Source organism: Rhodobacteraceae bacterium D3-12 (genome assembly GCA_025916135.1).
GTDB lineage: Bacteria > Pseudomonadota > Alphaproteobacteria > Rhodobacterales > Rhodobacteraceae > JAKGBX01.
Window position 1 is genome coordinate 1345413 of record CP104793.1, and the last position, 25567, is coordinate 1370979.

11 protein-coding genes and 4 pseudogenes are annotated in these 25567 nt (G+C 63.5%); 9 read left to right on the forward strand and 6 right to left on the reverse strand.

Annotation, left to right across the window (positions count from 1 at the left end):
* The first annotated feature begins 172 nt into the window (after window positions 1–172).
* The 5 genes and pseudogenes from N4R57_06710 to N4R57_06730 all read left to right on the forward strand — a co-directional run bounded on the left by N4R57_06710 (window position 173) and on the right by N4R57_06730 (window position 14451).
* Window positions 173–6594 (forward strand): annotated as a pseudogene (locus tag N4R57_06710) (SDR family NAD(P)-dependent oxidoreductase).
* Window positions 6595–6599: 5 nt separating this feature from the next.
* A pseudogene (locus N4R57_06715) lies at window positions 6600–7591 on the forward strand (glycosyltransferase family 2 protein).
* Between the two features lie 5 nt (window positions 7592–7596).
* Window positions 7597–12181 (forward strand): annotated as a pseudogene (locus tag N4R57_06720) (LLM class flavin-dependent oxidoreductase).
* Between the two features lie 9 nt (window positions 12182–12190).
* Window positions 12191–12895 (forward strand): 4'-phosphopantetheinyl transferase superfamily protein, encoded by a 705-nt coding sequence (locus N4R57_06725; protein UYV38727.1) that lies wholly within the window; start codon window positions 12191–12193, stop codon window positions 12893–12895.
* A gap of 242 nt (window positions 12896–13137) precedes the next feature.
* On the forward strand, window positions 13138–14451 hold the full coding sequence (locus N4R57_06730; GenBank protein UYV38728.1) for a chain-length determining protein: 1314 nt from the start codon (window positions 13138–13140) through the stop codon (window positions 14449–14451).
* A gap of 10 nt (window positions 14452–14461) precedes the next feature.
* Here N4R57_06730 and N4R57_06735 read toward each other — a convergent pair whose 3' ends face one another.
* The 6 genes and pseudogenes from N4R57_06735 to N4R57_06760 form a co-directional block, all read right to left on the reverse strand.
* Window positions 14462–15532, reverse strand: a complete 1071-nt coding sequence (locus N4R57_06735; GenBank protein UYV38729.1) for a CpsD/CapB family tyrosine-protein kinase — start codon at window positions 15530–15532, stop codon at window positions 14462–14464.
* Window positions 15533–15765: 233 nt separating this feature from the next.
* On the reverse strand, window positions 15766–17856 hold the full coding sequence (locus N4R57_06740; GenBank protein UYV38730.1) for an NAD-dependent epimerase/dehydratase family protein: 2091 nt from the start codon (window positions 17854–17856) through the stop codon (window positions 15766–15768).
* 15 nt (window positions 17857–17871) lie between these two features.
* A complete protein-coding gene (locus N4R57_06745; protein ID UYV38731.1) occupies window positions 17872–18849 on the reverse strand; it encodes a glycosyltransferase in 978 nt (325 codons plus the stop codon).
* The gene (locus tag N4R57_06750) at window positions 18846–20099 is read right to left on the reverse strand and encodes a glycosyltransferase (GenBank protein UYV38732.1); all 1254 of its coding nucleotides are present in this window, start codon (window positions 20097–20099) and stop codon (window positions 18846–18848) included. The genes N4R57_06745 and N4R57_06750 overlap by 4 nt, the downstream gene beginning before the upstream one ends.
* The gene (locus N4R57_06755; GenBank protein ID UYV38733.1) at window positions 20096–21040 is read right to left on the reverse strand and encodes an NAD(P)-dependent oxidoreductase; all 945 of its coding nucleotides are present in this window, start codon (window positions 21038–21040) and stop codon (window positions 20096–20098) included. The genes N4R57_06750 and N4R57_06755 overlap by 4 nt, the downstream gene beginning before the upstream one ends.
* Window positions 21031–22145, reverse strand: a pseudogene (locus N4R57_06760) (Gfo/Idh/MocA family oxidoreductase). Before N4R57_06760 ends, N4R57_06755 begins: the two are co-directional and overlap by 10 nt.
* 282 nt (window positions 22146–22427) lie before the next feature.
* Between N4R57_06760 and N4R57_06765 the strand changes: the two are divergent.
* The 4 genes from N4R57_06765 (at window position 22428) to N4R57_06780 (ending at window position 25548) form a co-directional block, all read left to right on the forward strand.
* Window positions 22428–23183: a WecB/TagA/CpsF family glycosyltransferase gene (locus N4R57_06765; GenBank protein UYV39525.1), complete on the forward strand. Its 756-nt coding sequence runs from the start codon at window positions 22428–22430 to the stop codon at window positions 23181–23183.
* A 180-nt stretch (window positions 23184–23363) separates the two neighbouring features.
* Window positions 23364–24113 (forward strand): alpha/beta hydrolase, encoded by a 750-nt coding sequence (locus N4R57_06770; GenBank protein ID UYV38734.1) that lies wholly within the window; start codon window positions 23364–23366, stop codon window positions 24111–24113.
* A 23-nt stretch (window positions 24114–24136) separates the two neighbouring features.
* On the forward strand, window positions 24137–25123 hold the full coding sequence (locus N4R57_06775; GenBank protein UYV38735.1) for an alpha/beta fold hydrolase: 987 nt from the start codon (window positions 24137–24139) through the stop codon (window positions 25121–25123).
* Window positions 25123–25548 (forward strand): VOC family protein, encoded by a 426-nt coding sequence (locus N4R57_06780; GenBank protein UYV38736.1) that lies wholly within the window; start codon window positions 25123–25125, stop codon window positions 25546–25548. The genes N4R57_06775 and N4R57_06780 overlap by 1 nt, the downstream gene beginning before the upstream one ends.
* Window positions 25549–25567 lie beyond the last annotated feature (19 nt).

Sequence of the window (25567 nt, forward strand, 5' to 3'; positions counted from 1 at the left end):
CCCTAAAATTACCTTATTTTGATGAGAGAAATACGCTTGCCTGCCTGCCACTTGGGATAGTTTTCCGATTATGACGCATTTTAGCGACCGAGCCGCGCGAGATACTGCTTTGACCCATTCTGATCTGCCTGATGAGACACTCTCTGGCGAGGATGATATTGCGATCGTCGGGATGGCGGCGCATTTGCCGGGGGCGTCCTCGGTTGCGCAATATTGGCAGAATTTGGCGGGCGGCGTTGAATCAATCCGCCGGTTGAGCGAGGCGGAATTGCGCGAGGCAGGGGTGCCGGAGGCGATGATTGCGCGGGCGGATTACGTGCCTTTTGCCGCGCCTCTGGATGATTTCGAAATGTTTGACGGCGAGTTTTTCGGGTTTTCCCCGAAGGAGAGCGCCATTCTGGACCCGCAGCACCGGCATTTCCTTGAGGTGGCGTGGGAAGCGATGGAAAACGCGGGCCATATGCCGGAAAACGCGACAGGGCCGATCGGCGTGTTCGCGGGCTGTGGCATGGGCAGCTATTTCTATTTCAACATCTGCTCGAACCCCGATCTGGTGGCGGATACGGGGATGTTTTTGTTGCGCCACACCGGCAACGACAAGGATTTCATGGCGACGCGGGTGAGCCATGTGTTTGACATGAAAGGCCCGTCGATTTCCTTGCAGACGGCGTGTTCGACATCGCTTGTGGCGACGCATTATGCGGCGCAGGCGCTGCTCAATGGGGAGTGCGATATGGCGCTTGCCGGGGGGGTGACTATCGAGCTGCCGCAGGGGCATGGTTATGTCTTTAAGGAGGGAGAGATCCTGTCGCCGGATGGGCATTGTCACGCGTTTGATGCGCGCGCCGAAGGCACGGTCTTCGGCTCAGGCGCGGGGTGTGTGGTGCTCAAACGGATGGCGGATGCGCTGCGCGATGGCGATCACATCTGGGCAGTGATCAAGGGCTCGGCGGTGAACAACGATGGCGCGGCCAAGGCCGGTTATCTGGCCCCCAGCGTGGACGGGCAGGCGGCGGCGATTGCCGAAGCGCAGGCCATAGCCGGGGTGCCGGCGGAGAGCGTTGATTACGTGGAGTGCCACGGGACCGGCACATACCTTGGCGATCCGATTGAGGTGGCCGCGCTGACCGAGGCGTTTCGCAAGACCACGCAGGCGAACGGGTTCTGCCGGATTGGCAGCGTGAAGACCAACATCGGCCATTTGGACACCGCCGCCGGGGTGGCGAGCCTGATCAAGGCCTCGCTGGCGTTGAACAACAAGGCGATGCCGCCGTCGTTGGGGTTTGAGACGCCCAACCCGACGATTGATTTCGAGCATTCGCCGTTTGTGGTGAACGACCGGTTGACCCCGTGGGAGCGGCGGGGCGGGCCGCGCCGGGCGGGGGTGAATTCGCTGGGTGTTGGCGGGACGAACGCGCATGTGGTGTTGGAAGAAGCCCCGGAGCGCATGGCCAGTGAGGAGAGCGATTGGCCCTTCCAGATGCTGGTTGTGTCGGGGCGCACGAAGGCGGCGCTGGACGCGAATGCGCGCGCCTTGGCGGCGCATCTGCGCAGTTGCGAGGAGCCGCTCGCGGATGTGGCGTGGACCCTGAAAGAGGGGCGGCGCGCATTTGAGAAACGCCGTGTTCTGGTCGCGGAAAGCGCCGAGCAAGCCACTGATATGCTTGAGAAAAATGACCCGCGGCGGGTGTTTGAACATAGCGTTGTCGGGGACGATCCCGACGTGGTGTTCATGTTCCCCGGTGGCGGCGCGCAATATGCGGGCATGGCGCGGGATTTATACGAGACCGAGCCGGTCTTTGCCGAGTGGATGGACCGGGGATTGGCCGTATTGCAGCCGCGTCTTGAGTATGACCTCAAGGCGATCTGGTTGCCGCAAGCGGGGCAAGAGGCCGCCGCCGAGGAGGCGTTGACGCGCCCGTCGGTGCAATTGCCGCTGATCATGATGGTGGAATATGCGCTGGCGCAATTGTGGATCAGCTGGGGCGTGAAACCCGATGTGTTGGTCGGGCATTCCATGGGCGAGAACACGGCGGCCTGTTTGGCGGGCGTGATGAGCTTTGAGGACTGTATCGGGCTGGTTCACCTGCGCGGCAGCCTGTTTGACGAGGTGCCGGAGGGCGGGATGCTGTCGGTGTCCTTGCCCGCCGAGGAGTTGCGCGGATGGTTGGGCGAAGAGCTCGACCTTGCCGGGGTGAATGCGCCGGGGTTGAGCGTGGCGTCGGGGCCGCAAGGCGCGCTGGATGCGCTGCAGGCGCGGCTGGAAGCGGCGGATATTGATTGCCAGCGGATCGCGATTGATATCGCGGCCCATAGCCGGATGCTGGAGCCGATTTTGGGGCGGTTCGGCGACTACCTTCGTGCGGTCGCGTTGAAGGCGCCGGGCATTCCGATCATTTCGAACCGCTCGGGCGGGGTGCTGAGCGATGCCGAGGCCTGTGACCCGGAGTATTGGGTGCAGCATCTGCGCGGGACCGTGCGGTTTGCCGATTGCATTGACCATCTGAGCGGCGCGCGCGAGCGGATTTATGTTGAAATGGGGCCGGGGCGGGCGTTGTCGTCATTGGCGGCGCAACATGCGGATGTGGCGCGGGATCAGGTGATTTCGGCGCTGCGCCATATGGATGAGGCTGTGCCGGATGACGAGTATTTCATGGCGCAGTTGGGGCGGATCTGGGCGATGGGCGGGTCGTTCGATTGGTCGCAAATCTGGGGCGAGGCGCGGCGCAATCGGGTGGTTCTGCCGAGCTATGCGTTTCAGCGAAAGCCATATTTCATCGCGCCGGGAGAGAGCCGGGAGGCACCGGTGCCGAGCCATTTGATGCGCCAAGGCGCGTTGGAGGATTGGGGGTACACGCCGCAGTGGCGGCATGTGGCGGCGGGGTTTGACCAAGCGGTTGATGATCCGGGAGCAGAGCCGCAACGGTGGTTGGTGTTTGAGGATCAGACCGGGTTGAGCGCGAGCGCGGCGCAGAGCCTGCGCGCGGCGGGTCACGAGGTGATCTCGGTCATTGCGGGGGATGCGTTTGGCCGCTTGGACGAAGGGGTTTATTCGCTGTCGCCAGAGCGCGGGCGCGAGGGCTATGACCAGTTGGTTGCCGCCTTGGGCGAGGCCGGGCAGGTGCCCGACCGGATCGCGCATTTCTGGTTGGTGACAAAAGACGAGAGCCACAGGCCGGGGTCATCGTTTTTCCATCGCAATCAGGAACAGGGGTTCTATTCGCTGATGTTTCTGGCCCAAGCCATGGGCGAGGCGGATTGGCCGGGGCTGCATGTGAATGTGTTCACGACGGGCGCGGCGCAGGTGGCGGATGAGACGCTGGCCTATCCAGAGAAGCTTACGGTGCGGGGGCCGGTGAAGGTTCTGGGCAAGGAGCTGCCGGGGATGAGTGCTTCGGTTCTGGATGTGGAGATGGAGGCGCCGGTCAAAGGGCGGTTGGGGCCGTCGCAGACGCCCGCGCCCGCGCCGATGGCGGCGGCGGTTCTGGAAGAGTTGCTGAGCGCGCCGAGTGAGAGCATTGCGGCGCTGCGCCATGGGCGGCGATACGAGCAGGGCCTGCGCGAGATTGCGCTTGAGGCGGGCGCCGAGGGCCCTGTTTTGCTGCGGGATGAGGGGGTTTACCTGATCACGGGCGGGTTTGGCGGGATTGGCCTGACGCTGGCCGAGAGGTTGATCCGGGATCACAAGGCGCGGGTGGTGTTGATGGCGCGACGTGCCTTGCCGCCGCGTGATGATTGGGCCGATTACGTTCTGAGGCACGGGCGGCATGATGCCACCGCGCAGCGGATCGCCGCGGTCGAGCGGCTGGAGGCGCTGGGCGGGCAGGTGATGGTGCTGGCGGCGGATGTGTCCAACGTCGAGGACATGCGCGGCGCGCTGGAACAGGTGCAGATGCGGTTTGGCGCGGTGAACGGCGTGATCCACGGCGCCGGTGTGATCGCGGATGAGCCGCTGATGACCAAGAGCCCGGCGACGGTGGAGGATGTGTTCACGCCGAAAATCCATGGGGTTCAGGTTCTGGACGAGCTGTTCGAGGATGGGGCGCTGGATTTCATGGTGCTGTTTTCGTCGACGTCAACCGTGACGGGACCGGCGGGGCAGATCGACTATATCGCCGCCAATGAATACCTGAACGCTTATGCGCGTGCGCGGGCCGGGGGCGAGACGCGGGTTTTGGCGCTGAACTGGGGCATTTGGGCCGAGGTGGGCATGGCCGCAGAGGCGCTGGGCGTGGCGCAGGCGGAGCCGGACCGGAGCGAGGTTGCGGTGGCGCAGCCGTTGCTGGGTGTGGCGAGTTTCGATCGCGCGGGAAACCGGATGTTCCGGCGTGATTTGTTCGTGGGCGATTGGATCGTGGGCGAGCATCGCACGCTGGAGGGCAAGGCATTGTTGCCCGGCACCGGATACCTTGAGATCGCCGCGCAAGCGCTTGAAGCGCAGGGAGAAACCGGGGGGGAACCGGGGGGGAAACCGGCGGATTTGAAATCCGGGACCTGTATTTCCTGCGCCCGTTTGACGTGTCGGAGCACGGCGCGCGTGAGATGCGCGTGACGCTGGAACGCAGCGATCTGGGCTATGACATGAGCGTGCGGGGCACACGCGAGATCGACGGGCGCCAAGGGTTTGAAACCAATGCGCAGGCGGTTTTGTCGCTGTTGCCGATGGGCGCGCCGGAGGCGGTTGATCTGGCGGCATTGGAGGCGCGTTGCGCGCGGGTTGAGACGGCGCAAGAGGGGCGTTCGCTCCGCTCGCCGCAAGAGGCACATTTGCGGTTTGGAGCGCATTGGCGCGTGCTGCGCCGGGCGGCATATGGCGCGGGTGAGGGTGTTGCGCGGCTTAAGCTGGCCGAGGGTTTGGACGAGGCGGGCTATCGCCTGCATCCCGGTTTGCTGGACCTTGCGACCGGCTGGGCGATGGAGTTGATCGAGGGCTATGACGGCGCGCATTTGTGGGTGCCGGTGTCCTATGGCGCGGTGCGGGTGTACCGCGATTTGCCGGGCGAGGTGGTCTCGTGGGTGCGCAATGCGGGCGAAAACCGGGCCAGCGCGGGCGCGGCGAGCTTTGACGTGACGATCTGTGACACCCAAGGCAATGTCTGTGTTGAGGTGCATAATTTCTCGATCCGGCAGATGGAGGCGGGCGCGGCGTTGTTCGCAGAACCGCAGGTGCGGGATTTGGAATTCCCCGACGCCGAGGCGAACCGCCCCTTGTCCCCCGCAGAGGAACGGTTGCGCCACAACCTGTCGCAGGGCATCCGCCCCGAGGAAGGCGCGGAGGCGTTCATGCGGGCGCTGGCGATGGACCGCGCGCAGGTGATTGTGTCGTCACTGTCGCTGCCCGATCTGGTGCGGCAGGCGGCCGCGGAAAGCGGTGAGGAGCGCGAGGCGCAGACCTTCCAGCGGCCCGATCTTGAGACCGAATTCGTGGCACCGGAAGGGGCCATCGAGCAGCGGCTGGCGCAGTTCTGGGGCGGATTGCTGGGCGTTGAGCAGATCGGGGCGGAGGACAATTTCTTTGATCTTGGTGGTCATTCGTTGATCGCGGTGCGGCTGTTTGCGATGGTCAAAAAGGAATGGTCTGTGGATTTCCCGATCTCGGTTCTGTTTGAGGCACCGACCATTCGCGCCTGTGCAAAAATGATTGCATCTGAGGGTGTTAGCGAAGAAACCTCAGGTGATGGTTCAGTTGAGGTTGCGCGGAAGACGCCGGAGCGGAGGTTTACCCATCTGGTGCCGATGCATCAGGGCGAAGGCGGGCCGCGGCGGCCGTTCTTCCTTGTTGCGGGGATGTTTGGCAATGTCTTGAACCTGCGCCATCTGGCGCATCTTCTGGGGGCGGACAGACCATTTTATGGCTTACAGGCCAAGGGGTTGCTGGGCGAAGATGAACCACATCGCAGCATTGTAGATGCGGCGAAAGACTACCTTGGGGAGATGCGTCAGGTGCAGCCCAAGGGGCCATATATGCTGGGCGGTTTTTCGGGCGGTGGGATCATCGCATATGAGATTGCGCAGCAGTTGAAGGCAGCGGGTGATGAGGTCGCAATGCTGGTCATGCTGGACACCCCCTTGCCACAGCGCAGGCCGCTGAGCGGGCGGGACCGGGTGGTGATCCAGCTTCAGGAGCTTAAGGCGGGTGGCTTTGCTTATCCGTTCAAATGGGCGGCGCGGCGGATCGCATGGGAGTTTGAAAAGCGCGCGAACAAAGACCCGCAGGGCTTTGAAAACGCAGAAGTTTCATTCCATAATTCGGCCATTGAAGAGGCGTTCTTGGCGGCGGTTGCACAGTATGAGTTGCAGCCTTGGGACGGGCCGTTGGCGTTGTTCCGCCCGCCGCTTCAGGGCAAGTGGGAAGTTGCGCCGGGGCGTTGGGTCAATTCCGAGCGGGCCTATGTGACATCCGACAACGACTGGACGCCCAAAGCGCCATTGGTTGAGGTGGTGGAAGTGCCGGGCGATCATGACAGCATGGTGTTGGAGCCGAATGTGCGGGTTTTGGCGGCGCGGATGAAGCGGCTGATTGAAGACGCGGAAAATCCGGGTGCGCGGGCCGCACGGGTGGCGGCGCTGCCGACTGCGAAAGCGGCGGGGTGACGGGAATGGCACGTGTTCTGACGATCATTTTGAACTATCGCACGCCGGAGATGACCCTTGCCGCGGTTGAGGCGGCCTTGCGCGAGATGGCGGATATTGAGGGCGAGGTTCTGGTTGTTGATAACGACAGCGCAGATGGTTCGTTCGAGGCATTGCAGGCCGGGGTGGCCGAGAGAGGCTGGCCTGTGCGGGTGCTGCAATCGGGGCGCAATGGCGGCTTTGGCGCGGGCAATAATTTCGGGATGCGTGCGGGGCTGAGCGATGGCAGCAGGCCGGATTATTTCTATATCCTGAATTCGGATGCCTTTCCCGATGCGGGGGCGATTGGCGCGTTGCTGCGCCATTTGGAGGCGACGCCGGAGGCCGGGTTTGCCGGCAGTTATATTCACGGGCCGGAGCGCGACGCGCATGTAACCGCATTCCGCTTTCCGTCGATCAAAAGCGAATTTGAGGGGGCCGCGCGGTTTGGCCCTGTGACCCGGATGCTCAGCGATCATGTGGTGCCTTTGCCGGTGCCGCAGGCCACGCAGGCGGTTGAGTGGCTGGCCGGGGCGAGCCTTATGATGCGGGCCGAGGTGTTGGAGGACATCGGGCTCTTTGATGAGGCGTTTTTCCTTTATTATGAAGAAACGGACCTGTGCCGCAGGGCCATGTTGGCCGGGTGGGAGACGCATTATGTGCGCGAGAGCGAGGTCACGCATATCGGGTCGGTGTCGACGGGCATGAAGGATTGGGCGCGGGTGCCGGACTACTGGTTCAACTCGCGTTGGTATTATTTCTGCAAGAACCACGGGCGCGGTTATGCCGTGGCGGCGACGCTGGCGCATGTGGCGGGGGGGTGATCCACCGCTTGAGGGTGCTGGTTCAGCGCAAGGACCGGAGCGATCCGCCGGGGTTTTTGCGCCATCTGCTGCGCCATGATGCAGGGGCATTGTTCAGCGCAGGTTCGCGGGGGCGCGATGAAGGGCTTAACCAAGTGGGGCTTGGGGAAGGATAACGGAAATGAGTGTTCAGAGTTATGTGATTATCGGCAACGAGAGCCTTGCCATTCAATGCGCCGAGAAGGTGTTGGCAAGCGGTGGGACGCTGGCCGCGATGGTGACGCGCAACCCGGATGTGGCGGCATGGGCGGTGAAATCCGGTCTGTCGGTGATCCAGCCGGGCGCGGGTTTGGAGCAGCGGTTGAGCGGTGTCGCGCATGACTGGCTGTTGTCGATTGCCAATCTGGACATGTTGCCCGAGGCGGTTTTGGCCTTGCCCAAGCGGGGCGCGGTGAATTTCCATGATGGGCCGCTGCCCGCCTATGCCGGGTTGAATGCGCCGGTCTGGGCGATGCTGGAAGGGCAGGCTCGTCACGGTATCACCTGGCACATTACGGAGGCGCGGGCCGATACCGGCGCGATCATTGAGCAGGTGATGTTTGACATCACAGAGAATGACACGGCGTTGACGTTGAACACCAAGGCCTATGAGGCGGCGATCGGGTCGTTCGGGGCTGTGTTGGACAAGCTGGCGCTGGACCCGGTGCCGGTGGTGGCGCAACCGGGCGAGGGGCGCAGTTATTACGGCAAGGCCAAGCGCCCGGCGGCGGCGGGGCGGCTGGATTTCACCGCGTCGGCGCAGGATGTGGCGCGGATGGTGCGTGCGTTGGATCATGGGCCCTATTGGAACCCGCTGGCCGTGGCCAAGATCGAGGCGGGCGGCGTGGTTATGGCCGTAGAGGGCGCGGCGATCCCGCGCGAGCCGATGGCGGCTGCCGCGCCGGGAACCGTGCTGGAGGTCGACGGCGAGGCGGTTTGCGTCGCCTGTGGCGAGGGGGCGGTGGTGCTGTCCGGGATCACGACGCTGGATGGTGGCGCGGTGGATCTACCGGCGGCGATGGCGAAGGGGGATGTGTTGCCCTCGCTGGTGGCCGGGCCGGATGTGGCCGCAGTGGATGCGGAGATGGCGCGCGCAGCGGCGGGTGAAGCGCGGTGGCGCGGGCGTTTGAAGGTGATGGTTCCGGCGGAATTGGCCGGGATCGGCGCGGGCGCGGTGGCAGAGCCGCGCGAGATTGCGCTTGATCTGGGTGTTGAGGGCGATGCTGTTTTGTCGCTGGCGGCGGGGCTTGTTGCGGCTTTGTCCGAGCATGGGGTTGCCGATCTGGCCTTTGCTGAGGACGCGGACGCCGCCAACACCGCAAGCGCTTATGTCAGCGGCTGGGTGCCGCTGCGGTTTGGCGATGATGTAAGCGTGGCGCGCAAGGCGCCGTGTTTCGCCTTGGACCTTCAGCTTCGAGATCGCGAGATCGGGCGGATTGGTCAACCGATGATCGGATTGTCGGAGGGCGGATTGGTTGACGGAACGGCGATGACGTTTGCGCCGGACCGGTTGGTGTATGATGCCACCCGGGTGAGCGAGACGCTGGCGCAGATATGGGCGCGGCGGTTGGAGCATCTGAGCCGGGTTGGGGGCCTTGAGGCGATTGCGCCGGATGCATGGCCGGTGCTGCCCGACAGCGAGCGCGAGATGCTGGTGAGCCAGTGGAACGCGACCGAAGTGGCGTTTGACGCCGAGCTTTGCGTGCATCAGGCGTTTGAGCGGCAGGTGGCGCAGTCGCCGCAGGCCGAGGCGTTGGTTTGCGAGGGGGAGAGCCTGAGCTATGGCGCATTGAATGCGCGGGCCAACAAGGTGGCGCATGTGCTGCGCGAGATGGGCGTAAAGCCCGGCACGCTGGTTGGTTTGGCGAGCGAGCGCAGCGTGAACCTGTTGATCGGGGCGTTGGGGATTTTGAAGGCGGGGGGGCCTATGTGCCGTTGGACCCGGCCTATCCGGCGGACCGGATCGCGCTTTATATCGAGGACAGCGCCGCGCCGGTGATTGTGACGACAGAGGCGACGCAGAGCGTGCTGCCGGCGTCACAGGCCGAGGTGTTGGTGATTGATACCGACCCGAGGGTGGCGGACGCGCCCGAAAGCACCGTGGAAAGCGGGGCGGCGGGCAGTGATCTGGCTTATATGATCTACACCAGCGGCTCGACCGGTAGGCCCAAGGGGGTGATGGTTGAGCATCGCAATGTCGCGAACTTCTTTGCCGGGATGGACGCGCGGATTGACCATGCGGCGGGCTCGGTCTGGCTTGCGGTAACGAGCCTGAGCTTTGATATTTCGGTGCTTGAGCTGTTCTGGACGTTGGCGCGGGGGTTCAAGCTGGTCCTGTCGGGGGACGAGAGCCGCACCTTGGTGAGCCAGGGGCGGATTGCCGTGACCGGTAAGGGCATGGAGTTTGGCCTGTTTTATTGGGGCAATGACGACGGGCCGGGCAAGCAGAAATACCGGATGCTGCTGGAAGGGGCGAAGTTTGCCGATGCCAACGGGTTTTCCGCCGTGTGGACGCCGGAGCGGCATTTCCATGCCTTTGGCGGGCCTTATCCGAACCCGGCGGTGACGGGCGCGGCGGTGGCGGCGGTGACAGAAAATATCGCGGTGCGATCGGGCTCTTGCGTGGCGCCGTTGCACCATCCGCTGCGCGTGGCCGAGGAATGGGCGGTGATCGACAACCTGACCAACGGGCGCGCAGGCATGGGGATTGCGAGCGGCTGGCAGCCGGATGATTTTGTGCTGCGCCCCGAAAATGCGCCGCCCAACAACAAGGCCGCGATGTTTGAGAGCATCGACACCCTGCGCAAGCTGTGGCGGGGCGAAGAGGTGGCGTTTCCCAATGGCTCGGGCAAGGAGGTTGCGGTGCTGACCCAGCCGCGGCCGGTGTCCAAGGAATTGCCGGTGTGGATCACCACGGCGGGCAACCCGGAGACGTGGAAAGAGGCGGGATCGGTGGGGGCGAATGTGCTCACCCACCTGCTGGGCCAGAGCATTGAAGAGGTGCGCGGCAAGATCGAGATTTACCACGCGGCGTTGCGCGAGGCGGGGTATGACCCCGAGAACTTCACCGTGACGATGATGCTGCACACCTATGTCGCCGACAGCCGTGCGCGGGCGCGGGAGGTGGCACGCGGGCCGATGAAGGATTACCTGCGCGCGGCGGCGGGGCTGATCAAGCAATATGCCTGGGCGTTTCCGGCGTTCAAGAAGCCCAAGGGCGTGGAAAACCCGTTTCAGCTCGACCTTGGCGAGCTGACCGGGGATGAGATGGACGGTATCCTTGAATTCGCGTTTGAGCGGTATTTCGAGGATAGCGGGCTGTTTGGCACGGTTGAGGATTGTCTTGACCGGGTGGAGCAGTTGAAGCGCATCGGGGTGGGTGAAATTGCCTGTCTGATTGATTACGGCATCGCGCCGGACATGGTGTTGGAGGGCTTGCGCCCCTTGGCCGAGGTGCATGCGCGGGCGAATGAAGCGAGCGGCGTGGCGGAGGAGGATTTCTCGATCGCGGCGCAGATTGTGCGGCATGGGGTGACGCATCTGCAATGCACGCCGAGCCTTGCGCGGATGATTGCGATGAACGAAGAGGCGCGGATGGCGCTGGGCCGGGTGAAGCATTTGATGATCGGCGGCGAGGCCTTGCCCGGTGCGCTGGTCGAGGAGTTCGGCCAGATCACGCGTGCCAGCATCGAGAATATGTACGGGCCGACCGAGACGACGATTTGGTCGACCACCGAAACCGCCAGCGCGGGCGAAGGCGTGGTGAACATCGGCGCACCGATTGCCAATACGCAGGTCTATGTGCTGAACGAGGCTGGCGAGGTTTGCCCCGTCGGCGTGGCCGGAGAGCTGTTGATCGGCGGTGCAGGCGTGACGCGCGGCTATTGGCAGCGCGAGGATTTGACGGCGGAGCGGTTCGTAGACAACCCGTTCCACGGCCAGCGGATGTATCGCACCGGTGATCTGGTGCGCTGGCGGGCCGATGGCAAGCTCGACTTCCTTGGGCGGGCGGATCATCAGGTGAAGCTGCGCGGGTACCGCATTGAATTGGGCGAGATCGAAGCGCAGTTGGCCGCGCAGGCGGGCATCCGTCAGGCGGTGGTGATGGCCCGCGAGGACAGCCCCGGCGATGTGCGTCTGGTGGCCTATATGCTGAGCGATGCGGTGCTGGATGAGGCGGCGTTGAAGGCGGCCTTGGGGCAGGACTTGCCGGAATTTATGGTGCCGGCGCATTTTGTGCGGCTTGATGCGTTTCCGCTGACCCCGAACAAGAAGGTGGACCGCAAGGCGCTGCCTGCGCCCGGGCGCGGGGGGCGAGTGCCAACACCGGTGGCGCGGCGCGGCCAGAGGCGGCGGGCGCGGCAGAGGTCGCTTCGCCGGATGCAGGCACAATCGAGGCGGATATCGCGGCGATCTGGTGCCGGGTGCTGGGTGTTGAGCGGGTTGGAGCGAAGGACAGTTTCTTTGACCTTGGCGGGCATTCCCTTTTGGCGGTGCAGGCGCATCGCGAAATTCGCGAGACGTGCGGCGCGCCGAGGCTGGCGATCACCGACATTTTCCGGTTTCCCACGCTGGGCGGCTTGTCAGAACGGGTGCGCGCGTTGAGCGATGGTGGCGGGACGCCAGCAGAGATACCCGCAGCCGTTGCGCCACCGGTTGAGACTCCCGACGGGACCATGTCCAAGCGCCGCGAAATGCGTGCGCGCCGACGTATGGCGCGGGCGTGAGGCGGGGCGTTGGGCGAGCCGCGGACTGACCAAATTGAAACCGCTTTGAGGGCGGTTTTGCCCGCTGGTGTCGCTTGTGCAGTGATCCGGCCCGAGATCCGGCCCGAGGGCGAGGCGGCGGGCGGAGATCTGGCGGGCGCGTTTAGTGTCGAAGCCGAAGCGATGCGCGCGGCGGTGCCGAAACGGCGGGCAGAGTTTTTCGCAGGGCGGGCGGCGGCGCGCCGGGCGATGGCTCAGTTGGGTATGCCCCCCGCGCCGGTGCCGATGGGCGACGACCGCGCACCGGTTTGGCCCGATGGCGTGGTCGGCTCAATCTCGCATTGCGAGGGGGTTTGCGTGGCGTTGATCGCGCGATCCGAGACGTGGCGGAGCCTGTCGGTGGATGTGGAACCGTTAGAGGATTTGCCGCGTGACCTTTGGGACAGTGTGATGGGCGCGCAGGAGCGGGCGCGTTTGGCAGAGCTGCCGGAGGCGGCGCGCGGGCGGTGCGGGCGATTGATTTTTTCGGCCAAGGAGGCGGTTTACAAATTGCAGTATCCGATCACCGCCGAATGGATGGAGTTTAGCGATCTTGACGTTGTTGTTGACGCGCAGGAGGCGGGTTTTGATGCGCGGTTTTGCGGCAGAAATGTGCCGGAATTTGCCCGTGGCGGTTTGAGGGGCCAGATTTTGAAGCTATCTGGCGTGATGTTGTGCATGATGTTTTTGCGATAGGATTTTGTTTTTGTTGAGTTATGTCGCAGCCAACAGGATGAGGTCGTTGCCCCGTGGGAAACACTGTGTTTCTGGCAAAATCGTGAAAATAGTGGCGAAATCTGGGCAGATAGCCTAAGTTAGTCTGGCTTGAGCATGAGGGGGTGGAAAGGTGTTCTTTCCCCGGTGACGCGCAGGCGTATTTTTTTCAGCTGAATTCCTGCGGGGGCAGGGAATTTCGCACCAGATATGGAGTTTGGACAATGGGCCAGATTCAGTCGGTTGGGGATTTCCTGAACATGATGCGGCGGCGCATCGTGTTGATCATTGCTGTTGTGCTGGCTGGCACCGCATTTTCGATCTGGTGGACATTGGGCCAACCAGTGACCTTTGAGGCGACGGCGGTGGCACAGATCGAAAGCCCGGCGGTGGCCGACCCTGCGGCGGCGGGGACGACGGCGAATAACACGGTGGATCACCGGCTGCGGATTCTTGAACAAAAGCTGATGGCGCGTGACAATCTGAGCGCGATGGTGGCGCGGTACGGGCTGTATGAGGGAACGGGGTTCTCGGAAGGTCTCAAGATTGCGACCCTGCGGGAAAGCGTGCGGATCACCCAGATCACCGACCCGAATGCGCAATGGGGGGCGGCGCGAATTCCGACCGGGATGATTATTTCGGTCAATGATTCCGATGCGGCGACAGCCGCCGCGATGGCCAATGATTTCCTTGAGCAACTGGTGACGTTGAACCGGCAGCGCCGCTCGACTGCGGCGCTTCAGAATCTTGAGTTTTTCAAGACCGAAGCGACGCGGCTTGAGGCGGAGATGGCAACGCTGGAAGGGCAGATTGCCGCGTTCAAGGAAAAGAACGGCCGGTATTTGCCCGCGGGCGTTGCGGCGCAGCGCGATGAGTTGGGGACGTTGAAAGCAACCTTGCTGGACATCGAGCAGCGGCTGATCGAGTTGGATGCGAGCCGGACGCGCCAGCGCGAGGAAGTGATCGAGCGGCAGAGCGGATTGCTGCGCGAGCAGCAAGCGTTGATCCAACAGCGCATCGACCAGATCGAGGCCGCCATCGCCAGCGCGCCCGAAGTGGACCGCCAGTTTGGTATCCTGACCCGCAAACTGGACCAGTTGAGCGAACAATATGCGGTGATCACGCGCGGCGCGACCGAGGCCGAGATGGGCCAGCTTTTGACCAGTCAGGAGCAGTTCGAGCGGATCGAGGTGCTGGAAAATGCGCTGGTGCCGGAGAACCCGGTGTCGGGTTCGCGCAAGAAGAAAGTGGCGCTTGGCGCGATGCTGAGTGCGGTGCTTGGGGTTGGCTTGGCGTTTGTGCTTGAGATGATGAACCCGGTGATCCGCACCCCTGCGCAGTTGGAGCGGCAACTGAACGTCAAGGCCGTGATCGCCATTCCGAACCTGACAAGCCCCGGTGAGCAGCGACGCAAGAAACTGATCTGGATCGCTGTGCTGGCTGGTTTGGCTGCGCTGCTGTGGAGTTTTGCGGGGCTGGTGAAAGAGGGGATTGGCCAATTGGTCAACCTGTTGTCGAGCCGCGCGAGCAAGGCTTAACGCCCGCGGTTCAATAGCCGTAGCTATAGCCCATGCGCGTTTCACCTTCGGCCTGATTGAGCACAACGCCAAGTAACGGCACATCATCGCCCAAACGGCGCATGGATTCCTGAATCTCGGCGCTTTTGGTGGTGCCGCCGCCGATGACCATCAAGATACCGTCAAAGTGCCGTTTGAAGGCGATGACGTCATCAAAGGCGAGGGCCGGGGGCAGGTCATAGAGCACGACATCCGGGTCAAGCTGATCCATCATGCGCGCGAGGGCGGCATCGGTGAGCGGATCTTGCAGCAGTTCGGAGGCATAGGGCTCGACCCGATTGTTGAGGCCCACGGCGAGGTTGCTTCCGATGTTGAGCGCGTTGCGGCCAAGGCGTCTGAAGAAGCTGGCGGGGGCATCGCGCCCTTGTAGGAAATCGCCCATGCTGGCCGGGTCGTTCGCGCCGATGACATTGGCAACCGAGGGGTTGCGCATGTCCATGTCCATCAAAACGGTGCGATTTGTTTCATAGCGCGACAGGGAAATGGCGAGGTTCACGGCGGTGAACGTCTTGCCGCAATCGCGGGTGGGCGAGGTGATGCCGACGCGCTTCCAGTCGTTTTCAAACAGGGTTTGCACCAGCCGCGTGCGCAACACATCAAACGCGCCATGGGCCGGGTCGTGCCGGCCAGCGGTGATGATCAGGTTGCGTTCAAGGTGTTTCGGGTCAACGGGAATCGCGCCGAGGGAGCTCCAGATCGTCTCGGGAGAGGCGAGTTCGGGGGCGGGTTCCGGTTCCGGTTCTGGTTCCGGCGCTGGTTCCGGTTCCGGCTCTGGGGCGGGTGCTTGCTCTGCGGCAATCTCGGGGGGGGCGACCTTGGGCGCAACGTCCTTTGCGCCTTCTGGCGCGGCGGGGGGCGCATCGGCAGGCATAACGTCGGGCAGATCGGCGTCATCCGCGACGTCATCCACATAGGGCAGATCGAAGGTCTCGGGCGCGGGATCGTTTGACAGCGCGGCAAATTCGGAGATCAGGCGCGCGCGGTCCTTTGGGTTAAGGCGGGCGCGCGATTTGCGGGTGAATGTGGGGCGCTCATCAGACATGGTCGCGCCCTTCGGGCTGGCCCGGCAATATCGGATTGGCAAGTGTCTGCTCTCTGCCCGTCACGTCTCAAATTCCAATTATTCTTCCCGTTGGGAAGTGCCATGCGAGTTTACTTGTGGTTTTCGCATATGGCAAAGTGCCTGTTGTTTTGTGCATCCAACTCTAAAACTTGGGCGAAATTATGCTCGTAGCCAAATTTTTCCGGTAATTTGGCTCTGGGCCGCCAAAATTGCTAGAAGCCCAGAAGATTGGCGCGAGTGATGGCCGCTTTGATGAAAGCGGTGCGGTCGGTTTCGGGCTGCCAGCCGAGAACGCTTTTGGCTTTGGCATTGTCAAAGGGCGAGAAATGCGCGCGGCTTTTCCAATCGGTCAGCGAGGGGCGGGTTTGGCCCTTGCGGCGCAGGATCTTGGTCTTGAGGAAGAATTTGATCGCATCGGCGGCGTAATAGAGCGTGAGCGGGCCAGAGGAGACCTTGATCCGGGCGCCAAGTTCGCTGTGAATCGCATCGAAATAGTCACGCGCGGAGAGCATCGGCTCGCCGGAGAGATTGAAGCTTTGACCGACGGCTTCGGGCGTTTCGATTATGCGCACAAGGGCGTCGGCGCAATCGTCGATCAGCACGAAGGGCAGGATATGGCGGCCATTGCCCCAGAGTTTGACCGCGCCAGCGCCGTGCCAGCGGCCAATGCCCCAATGTTGCAGCGGCCCGCCTTCGCCGACCACGATGGCGGGGCGCGCGATGACCAGCGGCAAGCCGTCGTCGCGGTGCATTTGCATCAGGCGGCGTTCGCATTCGGCCTTGGAGCGGGCATAGATGTTGCGCGCCTCTAGCGGGCCGAAATCGGTGTTTTCGGTGATGGTCTGGGCCGGGTCGGACATGTCGTAGGAGGCGATGGTGCCGGTATAGACCAGCCGCTCGACCCCGGCGGATTGCGCCGCACGGGCGATGCGCAGAGCGGTGGCGACATCGTTTTTGAGCGCCGCCTCCCATGTGTCATCAAGCGAACGAGCGAGGTTGTAGACGTATTTGATGCCCTGCATCGCATCGGTGAGCGCGGTCTCGTCCGAGAGGGATACTCCGACGGTTTCGACATGATTGGCGATGTCGGTAAAGGGGCCGGTTTGCCCGCGTGAGAGCACGCGCACATCGTGGCCGCGTTCCACCAATTTGCGGGTGAGCGCGCGGCCGATAAAGCCGGTGCCGCCGATCACCATCGTGTCGGGCTTGGGTTTGCCCCGCGGTTTGCGCAGCTTTGGTTCGGGCGGAAGCAGAGCGATCGCGGCGTCGATGGCTTGCATCGTGTCGGTGGCATTATCGGCGGAAAAACAGCCGGTTATGGCGCGTTTCTCAAGCAGGCTTGCGTAGAATTCAGCGCAGAGGCCACGGAAGGAAAGCCCATAGGGGGATTTCTGATTAAGTGAGGTCAGCTGGCGGGCGGCGTTGCGGGTGCCTTCGCGCAGGTGGGCCCAAGATTGAGCGAGCTCGGCGCGGAGCGGGTTGACCACGAGGTCAGAGGTATTGGGCGCCGCGATGGTGAGCGTGTCATTGGCGTAATCGAGCCGCGCCATGCCTGACGAGCCGCGCAGGGTGAGGGAGCGGTCGTCATGGGTTTCCACAAGGCTGAGCGTGAGGAGCAGTTCGACATCACCGGCGCGGGCCATGATGCGAAAGGATTGCGGACGGGTGCCGCCTCCGGGCAAGTCGACGGGTTTGGCGGTTTCGAGGTGCAGCACCTCGACCGGGCCAAAGAGGTCGCGGGCAAAGGCGAAGAGATGCGGCCCGAGTTCGAGCAGGAGGTTCTTTGTCTCGCGCATGAGCCAGATGCCATAGGGGCCAGCGCGCAGCGGGCCGAGAGGAAAGGCCCAGGTGATTTCGGCAGTGGAAACGCGCCCCAAGCGCCCCTCGGCAATGGCGGATTTGAGGCGGCCATAGGCTGGAATGCCGAGAAAGTTGTGACCGGGGGTGAAGGTGACACCTTTGGCGGCCGCAGCGGCGGCGATTTCGGCGGTTTCGGTGCCGGACATGGCGACGGGTTTCTCGACCAGAACATGCACGCCAGCGGCAATGCATTGCAGCGCGATGGCGTGGTGCAGGTTGGGGGGCGTGGTGATGTGGACGGCGTCAACCACACCGGCGGCGAGCATCCCCTCAAGGCTGCTATAGGCGGTGAGCCCATAGGCGGCGGCGAAGCCGTCTGCCGCGCTGGCCGAGGTGTCGCAGACCGCGACGAGACGGGTGCCGCGTGTGGCGCGGATCGCATCGGCGTGCCACGTAGAGATATAGCCCGCGCCGATGATGCCAACCCTGATTTCACCTGACATTTTACGTGTAACCCTTCATTTATACTCGATAATTTCCATGTCCCAGCCACGGCGCTTCCGCTTCCAATAGCGGGTCATGCCGATGAGGTTGGGGAACTTTGACAAAAACAGCAAGGCCCCGTGATGGAGCGCCGTTTTAAGCGGCAGGTCGGCTTTGCGCAGCCCTTCGACGGTGCGAATATAGGAGGTGAGATAGGCCAGCAGAACCAGAAAGAACAGCCATTTGAACAAGACCAGCCCGACCAGCCCAAGGAACGGCAGCACCGCGCCAAACAGCCAGACGCGGCGGCGTTCGTTAACGAAATGGGTGGGGTGCAGATCACCCACCTGGGCAAAGCCGTGACCGGAGCGGATGGCGCGTTGCCACCATTGGGTAAACCGGTGCATGGCGGCGTCGTGGTGGGTCATCGGGATGGGCAGGCGGTGGACGCGCGCGCCGGATTTGCGCACGCGGTTGCAGAATTCATCATCCTCGGCGGCGATGACGCGGGGGTTGAAACCTTGGAGGGTTTCAAACAGCTCCCGGCGGACCATCATATCGCCGCCGCAGGCGGTGATGTCGCCCGGTGGGCGGTGCCATTCGAAATCGCACATCGCGTTATAAACCGAGGCTTTGGGGTGAATTTCGGCGCGCCATCCGGTGATGATGCCAATGTCGGGTTGGTTATCAAGCGCGGTGGCAGCGTGGGTGAGCCAGCCGGGTTCGAGGGTGCAGTCACCATCGACAAATTGCACGTAGTCGGGCGGGTTGGGGCCGGTGGCAAGCGCCTCAAACCCGGCGTTTCGCGCGCGCGCGGCGGTGAAGGGTTCGGAGGTGTCGAGAAGGACCACTTCGGCACCGGCGGCGCGGGCCTCTGCCACGGAATTGTCGGTGGAGCCGCTGTCAACATAGACAAGGCGTGTGGCTTCGCCCTGCATCGAGGTAAGGCAATTGATCAGGCGCTGGCCCTCGTTGCGCCCGATGATCACGGCGCCGATTGTTGCACGGGTCATGGTGTCACCTCTGGTCGGATTGGCGGGGTGTGTTCCGTCCGGTTTTCGGTGTGATAGGCAGTGAAAAGCTGGGCGAGGCGGTTGGCCTCGTCTGTGCTGTTGAAGTCGGCGATGACCTTGGCGCGGCCTGCTTGGCCCATCTTGGTGGATGTATCGTGGTTTTTCAGAATTTCTTCAATCGCTTCTGCGAGTTTCTTCATGTTGCCCGGAGGCACCAGAAGGCCGGATTTTCCGTGCTCGACCAGCTCGGGGATGCCAGCGATTTGGGTGGTGACGACGGGCACTTCGCCGGCCATCGCCTCCATCAGGACAACCGGAACGCCTTCGGCAAAGCTGGGCAGGGTGAGAAGGTCGGTGTCGGCGAGCATGGCGGCAACTTCGGCTTGGGAGCGGTAGCCCATGAAATCAACCTTGTCGGCGAGGCCAAGCTGTTGTGCTTGGCGTTCGAGCGCGGCGCGATCGGGGCCATCGCCGATGATGGCGAGGGACAGGCCGGGGTGGTTGATCTGGCTGAGGGCATCAAACAGCACGGGCAGCCCTTTGACCGCGGCGAGGCGACCCACGAAGAGCAGCTGGGCGCCGCGTTTGCGCGGCTTGGGCGCATAGCGAGCGGGGTCAACGCCGCAATGGATGATGTGCAGTTTGGACCAGTCGGCAGGGCGCGAGAAGCTCATCGCCTGAGAGCGGCAGAAATCGGAGATGCAGGCCACGAAGCTGGCGCGTTTGATCTTTTCATCAAGGCGCCAGTGGATCGGTTCAAAGAAGATATCGGGGCCGTGCAGCGTGAAGCTGTAGGGGATGCCGGACAGCGCAGAGGCGAGCATGGCCACGGTGCAGGAGCTTTTGGCGATATGGTTGTGCAAATGCTCGGCACCGCTGTCACGCAGGTGGCGGGCGAGGATTGCGGCCTCGGCAAAGTAGATCAGTTGGTAGAGGGTTGGTTTGATCCCGCCGGGCGAGGTTTTCAACGCCAGAGAAAGGGCTTTGAAATAACTTGAGGGAGAGCGCAGAAGTGTTTGAAAATGCGTTGAAATCAGGTGGAGCGGTTTGCGGGTCTCTTCGAGCACATGAAAGGTGCGCGCGGCTTCTTGGCGTTGTTCTTCTCCGACGTGGTGTTCTGGGCCGGTGCGGCGCATGGAACAGGTTTCAACGGCGAGCCCGTGAGCGCGCAGGGCCGCGACCTCGCGTTGGATAAACGTGTCGGTGGCGCGGGGGTATTCCCCGGTGAGATAGGCGATGCGAAGCGTCATAGCGGCGGCTCCAATGCGGCGCGCATGGCGTTTTCAAAGGGTTGGCCAGCGCGCCAGCCTAGCGCGGACTGGGCGCGGGCGTTGCTATAGGTTTTTGCACCGAAGCGCGCGCGCAGGGTGCGCGGGCGCAGCAGACCCGGCAAGCGGATGGGCAGGGGTGACAGAAGGGTGCCGACGAGGGCGAGCAGCGTCCAAGGGAACGGCAAGCTGAGGCGCGGGGCGTGTGGGCCGAGCGCGGCGAGGAAGCGGGCGCGGGTCGGCAGGTCGTCCGCAACAAGGTTGAGCGGGTGATGGCCACCGCCGGGCACGGGGGTTTCGGCGGCTTTGATCAGCGCTTCGGCGCAGCTTTCGCGGGTGAGGAGCGGGAGTTCCCCAGCCGAGCCGAGACGCAGCAGGAGCGGGCCGAAGGTGGGGCCGAGGTGGGCGTTCCAGATGCGACCGGGGCCAAAGACCGCGCCGGGCCGGGCGATCCACGTCTCGATTGGCGTGCCTGCGAGGGCGGCTTCCTGAGCGAGTTTGGCCTGTGCGTAGGTGTCGCGGCGGGTTGGGTGCGGGTCGAGCGGGGTGTCTTCGGTGATTGTGGTGGCGGTGGCGTCATAAACGGTGATCGAGCTGAGCAGAACGAGGCGGGCGCGAGGGGCGGTTTGCTGCATCGCGGTGAGCAGGTTTTGCGTGGCGGTGAGCGTGTCACGGGCGGTGCGGGCGGGATCGCCGCTCATCGAGGCGGCGGCATGGATCACCACGTCGGCCTGATCAAGCGCGTGGTCGAGCGTGTCGGTTGGCTCGGCAAGGTCGAGGGCGATGGTTTCAACCGGATTGGGGAAGAGATCGGTCGGGCGGCGGGTGATGGCGCGCACGTGATGGCCGTGGCGCAGGGCGGCGGCAACGGTGGCTTGGCCGATGAAGCCGGCGGCGCCGGTGATCACGATGGTCAGACCCATGGCATCGGCTCCATCGCGGCACAGGTCGAGCGGATGTCCGTCGCGCCCGAGTGGCCGGCGTTTTGAATGGCGAGCGTAACCTCGGTCAGGTGCAGGGCGAAATCTCCGGCGAGGCGGCTGGGACGGCCCGATGCGATGGCGTCGAGCATTTCGGCGGGGCCGAGGGCGAAATTCATTGCCGCCGCGCCGGTGCGTTTGACCTTGGGGTGGGTTTTTCCATTTGGTTTCAGGCGTTTGCCCAAAGGGTGTTCAAGCAGGCGGCGGCGCAGGCGGAAGCGGCGGTGGAATTTGACCGGAGCGGCGTTGTTCCATGCTTCTTTGACCGCGAGCACGCCGTCATCGCCGATCACGCGGATGCGGTGATCGTGGGGGCGGCGATAGAACAGGTGAGCCGCGCCACCGGGCCGGAGGCGAAAAACAGCGTTGCCACCGAGAAATCAGGCGTGCCGGTGATGCCACGTTTGTCTGGCAGCACTTCGGCAGAGGCGGCGACAACGCGGGTCACGGGGCCAAACATGGCGATCAGCCAGCTGAGGTAATAGCCCGCGTGTTCCAACGTGCAGCCGGTTTCGAATTCGTCGACATAGGGCCAAGGCGCACCGGAGGCGGAGCGCCAGTCCTCGACCGGGGCTTGAGGGATGAAGCCGTCGTCAAGCTCGGCATAGACCAGCCGGGGCGTTCCGGCGATGCCGGTCCGGGTGGCGTGGATCAAAAGCTGTGCCGCTTCGCCCAATACCGAAGAGGGCGCGGAGGCGAGTTGCAGGTTTTTGGCGGCGGCATCGGCGATCAGGGTTTCGGCCTCGGCAAGGTCGAGCGCGAGGGGTTTTTCGCAAAACACATGGCGGTTCGCGTCAAGTGCTACGCGGTTGATCACGCCATGCGATGCCGGGTTGGTGAGGTTCAGCACAAGCCCGTCAGGGGGCAGCGCGGCGAGCGCGCTTTGCAGGGTGTCAAAGGCGGGGATTGACCAGTGCTCGCAAAAGGCGGCGCGGCGCGGTGCATCACGATCAAACGCGCCAAGCACGCGGATATGGGGGAAGGTGGCAAGCCCGCCCATATAGAGATCGGCGACAAACCCGCATCCGACAAGTACGACCGCGCTCATGCTTGTGTCCTGTTGCCAAGGAGAGGTGCCCGGCGCAAGCGTGGGCGCAGGTGCGGGCGGCGATTGGCCGAGATGATCATCAGCTGTGCTCGTCTCTTGTTTGATTGCGGGCCATATGGCCCCAAAAACTGGTCGATAAAATGGGCGATACTGCGGCGAAAGGTCGGTAAACCCTTGAAGTTAATCCGATTGGGGCGTTGCTTCTTTTGGGTTGTGCCATGAAAAGAGGGCATGATCCAGTATGACCGGGCCAAAGGGGTGCCGGAGAAGAAGGGCAGCGCCATGGAATTCAGCTTTGGGGAGACGCGGATTGAAGTGAACCTGCGCAACAAGCGCGCGCTTTTGGACGAGGTGCAGGCGCGGTTTGCCGATGGGCGCGGGTTTGCTTTGGCGACGATCAATTTGGATCATCTTGTGAAGCTGCGCGACTCGGACGTGTTTCGCGCGGCCTATGCGGCGCAGGATCTGGTGGTGGCGGATGGCAATCCGATTGTTTGGTTGTCGCGATTGGCAAAGCGCAATGTCTCGCTGGTGCCCGGATCGGACATGGTTTTGCCGCTGGCCGAGGAGGCAGCGCGGGCGGGGGTGACCGTGGCTTTGGTCGGTTCGACCGAGGAGAGCCTTGGCGCGGCGGCGGAAGAGATGTGCCGATTGGTGCCGGGTTTGGAGATTGCCACGAAGATTGCACCGCCGATGGGGTTTGATGCAGCCGGGCCGGGGGCGGAGCCTGTGTTTGCCGGGATCGAGGCATCGGGGGCGGGGTTGGTGTTTATCGCGCTGGGCGCGCCGAAACAGGAGCTGTTTGCTGCGGCGGGGCGGGGGCGGTTGCCGGGTGTTGGATTTGCCTCGATCGGGGCGGGGTTGGATTTTCTGTCAGGCTCGCAATCGCGCGCGCCAGCTTGGGTGCGCGCAATTGCGATGGAGTGGTTTTGGCGGATGATGAGCGCGCCAAAGCGGATGGCGGGGCGCTATGCCCAATGCGCGGCGATCCTGCCCGGAGAGGTTTTCAAGGCCTTGCGATTGCGCCGGCAGCGGTAGGCGGGATCAACCCGCCACCCACGCCCCACCCGCCCGCCCGCGCGGGTGGCGGGTTGATCCCGCGCGAATGTTTGGGTGAAGAGCTGAGCGACCAGACGTGTTGTGGTGCCGTCGGGCGCTGGGTGATTGCAAGGCTGTGGGGGCTGTGCATGATAAGCGAAACTGTTGGAGGGCCTGTGGATGGCGGCATCGGTATTTGAAACGGCGGCGGGGCGGCGGCTGGCCTATCACAAAAGTGAGGGGGTGGGGCCGTGCATCGTGTTTCTGGGCGGTTTGAAGTCAGACATGGAGGGCACCAAGGCGGTGCATCTTGAGGCTTGGGCCAAGGCGAATGGGCGTGCCTTTCTGCGGTTTGATTATTCCGGCCATGGCGAGAGTTCGGGCACGTTTGAGGGCGGTTCGATTGGGGATTGGCACGAGGATACGCTCGCAATTGTCGAAGCGCTTTGTGACGGGAAGATCGTGCCCGTCGGCTCGTCCATGGGCGGTTGGCAGGCCTTGTTGCTGGCACGGGCCGCGCCGGAGCGGGTGGCCGGGATGGTGACGATCGCGGCGGCCCCGGATTTCACCGAGGACGGCTATTGGGAGAGTTTCAGCGCAGAGCAGAAGCGGGCGTTGGAGGAGGTCGGCCATGTGGAATTGCCGAGCGACTACATGGAGCCATATATCATCACCAAGCGGATGATCGAGGACGGGCGCAGGCGGCTGGTGTTGCGCTCGCCCTTGGCGTTGCGCTTTCCGGTGCGGTTTTTGCAGGGCACGGCGGATACGGCGGTGTCGGTGGCGACGGCCGTGCGGTTGCTGGAGCATGCGGAGGGGCCGGATATGCGGCTTGAACTGGTCAAGGACGCGGATCACCGGTTTTCGGATGAGCGGTGTTTGGGGCTGATTGAACGCGCGCTGGAGGAGGTTCTGGCGCTGGTAGGATAGCGCCGCCGACGGGAGGGGAGCCTATGCGGGTATTTGGAAAATGGGTCGGGCGCGTCTTGCTGTTGCTGATCGCGGTGGGAATGATTGCGTGGCAGTTCGGCCCGTATGAGCCAGTCGACGTCAGCGTGGAGCGGTTTGAGCCGCGCCGGTTTGGCGAGGGGGTTCAAGTCTACCTTGAAAGCGTTGAGGCGGGGATTAAGGACCTGACCGAGGGGGTCGAAAAGCGCGTGGTTTGGGCCGGGCAGAGCGAGCGGCGCACGCCGGTTTCGGTGCTGTATATTCACGGGTTTTCCGCCACGTCAGAGGAAATTCGCCCGGTGCCGGACCGGGTGGCGCAGGCATTAGGCGCGAATTTGGTGTTCACGCGGTTAACCGGGCACGGGCGGCCCGGCGCGGCATTGAGCGAGGCGACGGTGCGCGACTGGATGGCCGACATGGAGGAGGGGCTCGCCGTGGCGCGCGCGGTGGGTGATGAGGTGGTGGTGATTGCCACATCGACGGGGGCGACTTTGGCGGCGGAGGCGGCGGTGCAGCCCGAGATGGTCAAGGGCGTGAGGGCAATGATTTTCGTCTCGCCCAATTTCGGGATCAACGATCCGCGGGCCGCGTTGTTGACCATGCCGGGCGCGCGATATGTGCTGCCGTTGATCGCGGGGAGTGAGCGCAGCTGGGAGCCGCAGAACGACGCGCACGCGACATTCTGGACCACGCGATACCCGTCTGCTGCGGTGTTTCCGATGGCGGCTTTGGTCAAGCATGCCGTCGCGCTGGATTATTCGGGGGTGGATATTCCGGCGCTGTTTTACCTATCGCCGCAGGACAAGGTGGTGACAGCGGATGTCAGCAGATCGGTTGCCGAACGCTGGGGCGGGGGCGCAGAGTTGGTTATGGTGCCAGATGGCGCGGCGGTGGAGCCGTCGCATCACGTGATCGCGGGTGACATCCTGTCACCGGGCAACACCGAGGCCACGGTGGCCATCATGTTGGACTGGTTAGCAAAGGTGGAGTAATGGAACAGCGGATTTCCCTTGTGACCTTGGGGGTTGCGGATATGGCGACGGCGCAGGCGTTTTACCGCGCGATGGGGTGGCGCGAGGTTGAAAGCCCGGATGGGGTGATTGCCTTTGATCTGATCGGGCAGACGCTTGGGCTTTATGAGCGCGCGAAGCTGGCTGAGGATTTGGGTTTGCCGGAAGAGGCGCTGGGCCACGGGGCGATGACGCTGTCTTATAATGTGCGCGAGAAAGAAGAGGTGGCGCGGGTTCTAACGGCAGCAAAAGCGGCGGGCGGGCGCGTGTTGAAAGAGGCGAGCGATGTGTTCTGGGGCGGGCATCACGGGTATTTTGCCGACCCGGAGGGGCATATCTGGGAAGTGGCGCATAACCCGTTTTCGGCATTGCGCGAGGATGGCGCGTTTCGCTGGAACGGGTATTGAGGGGGTGGTGGGGTGAAAC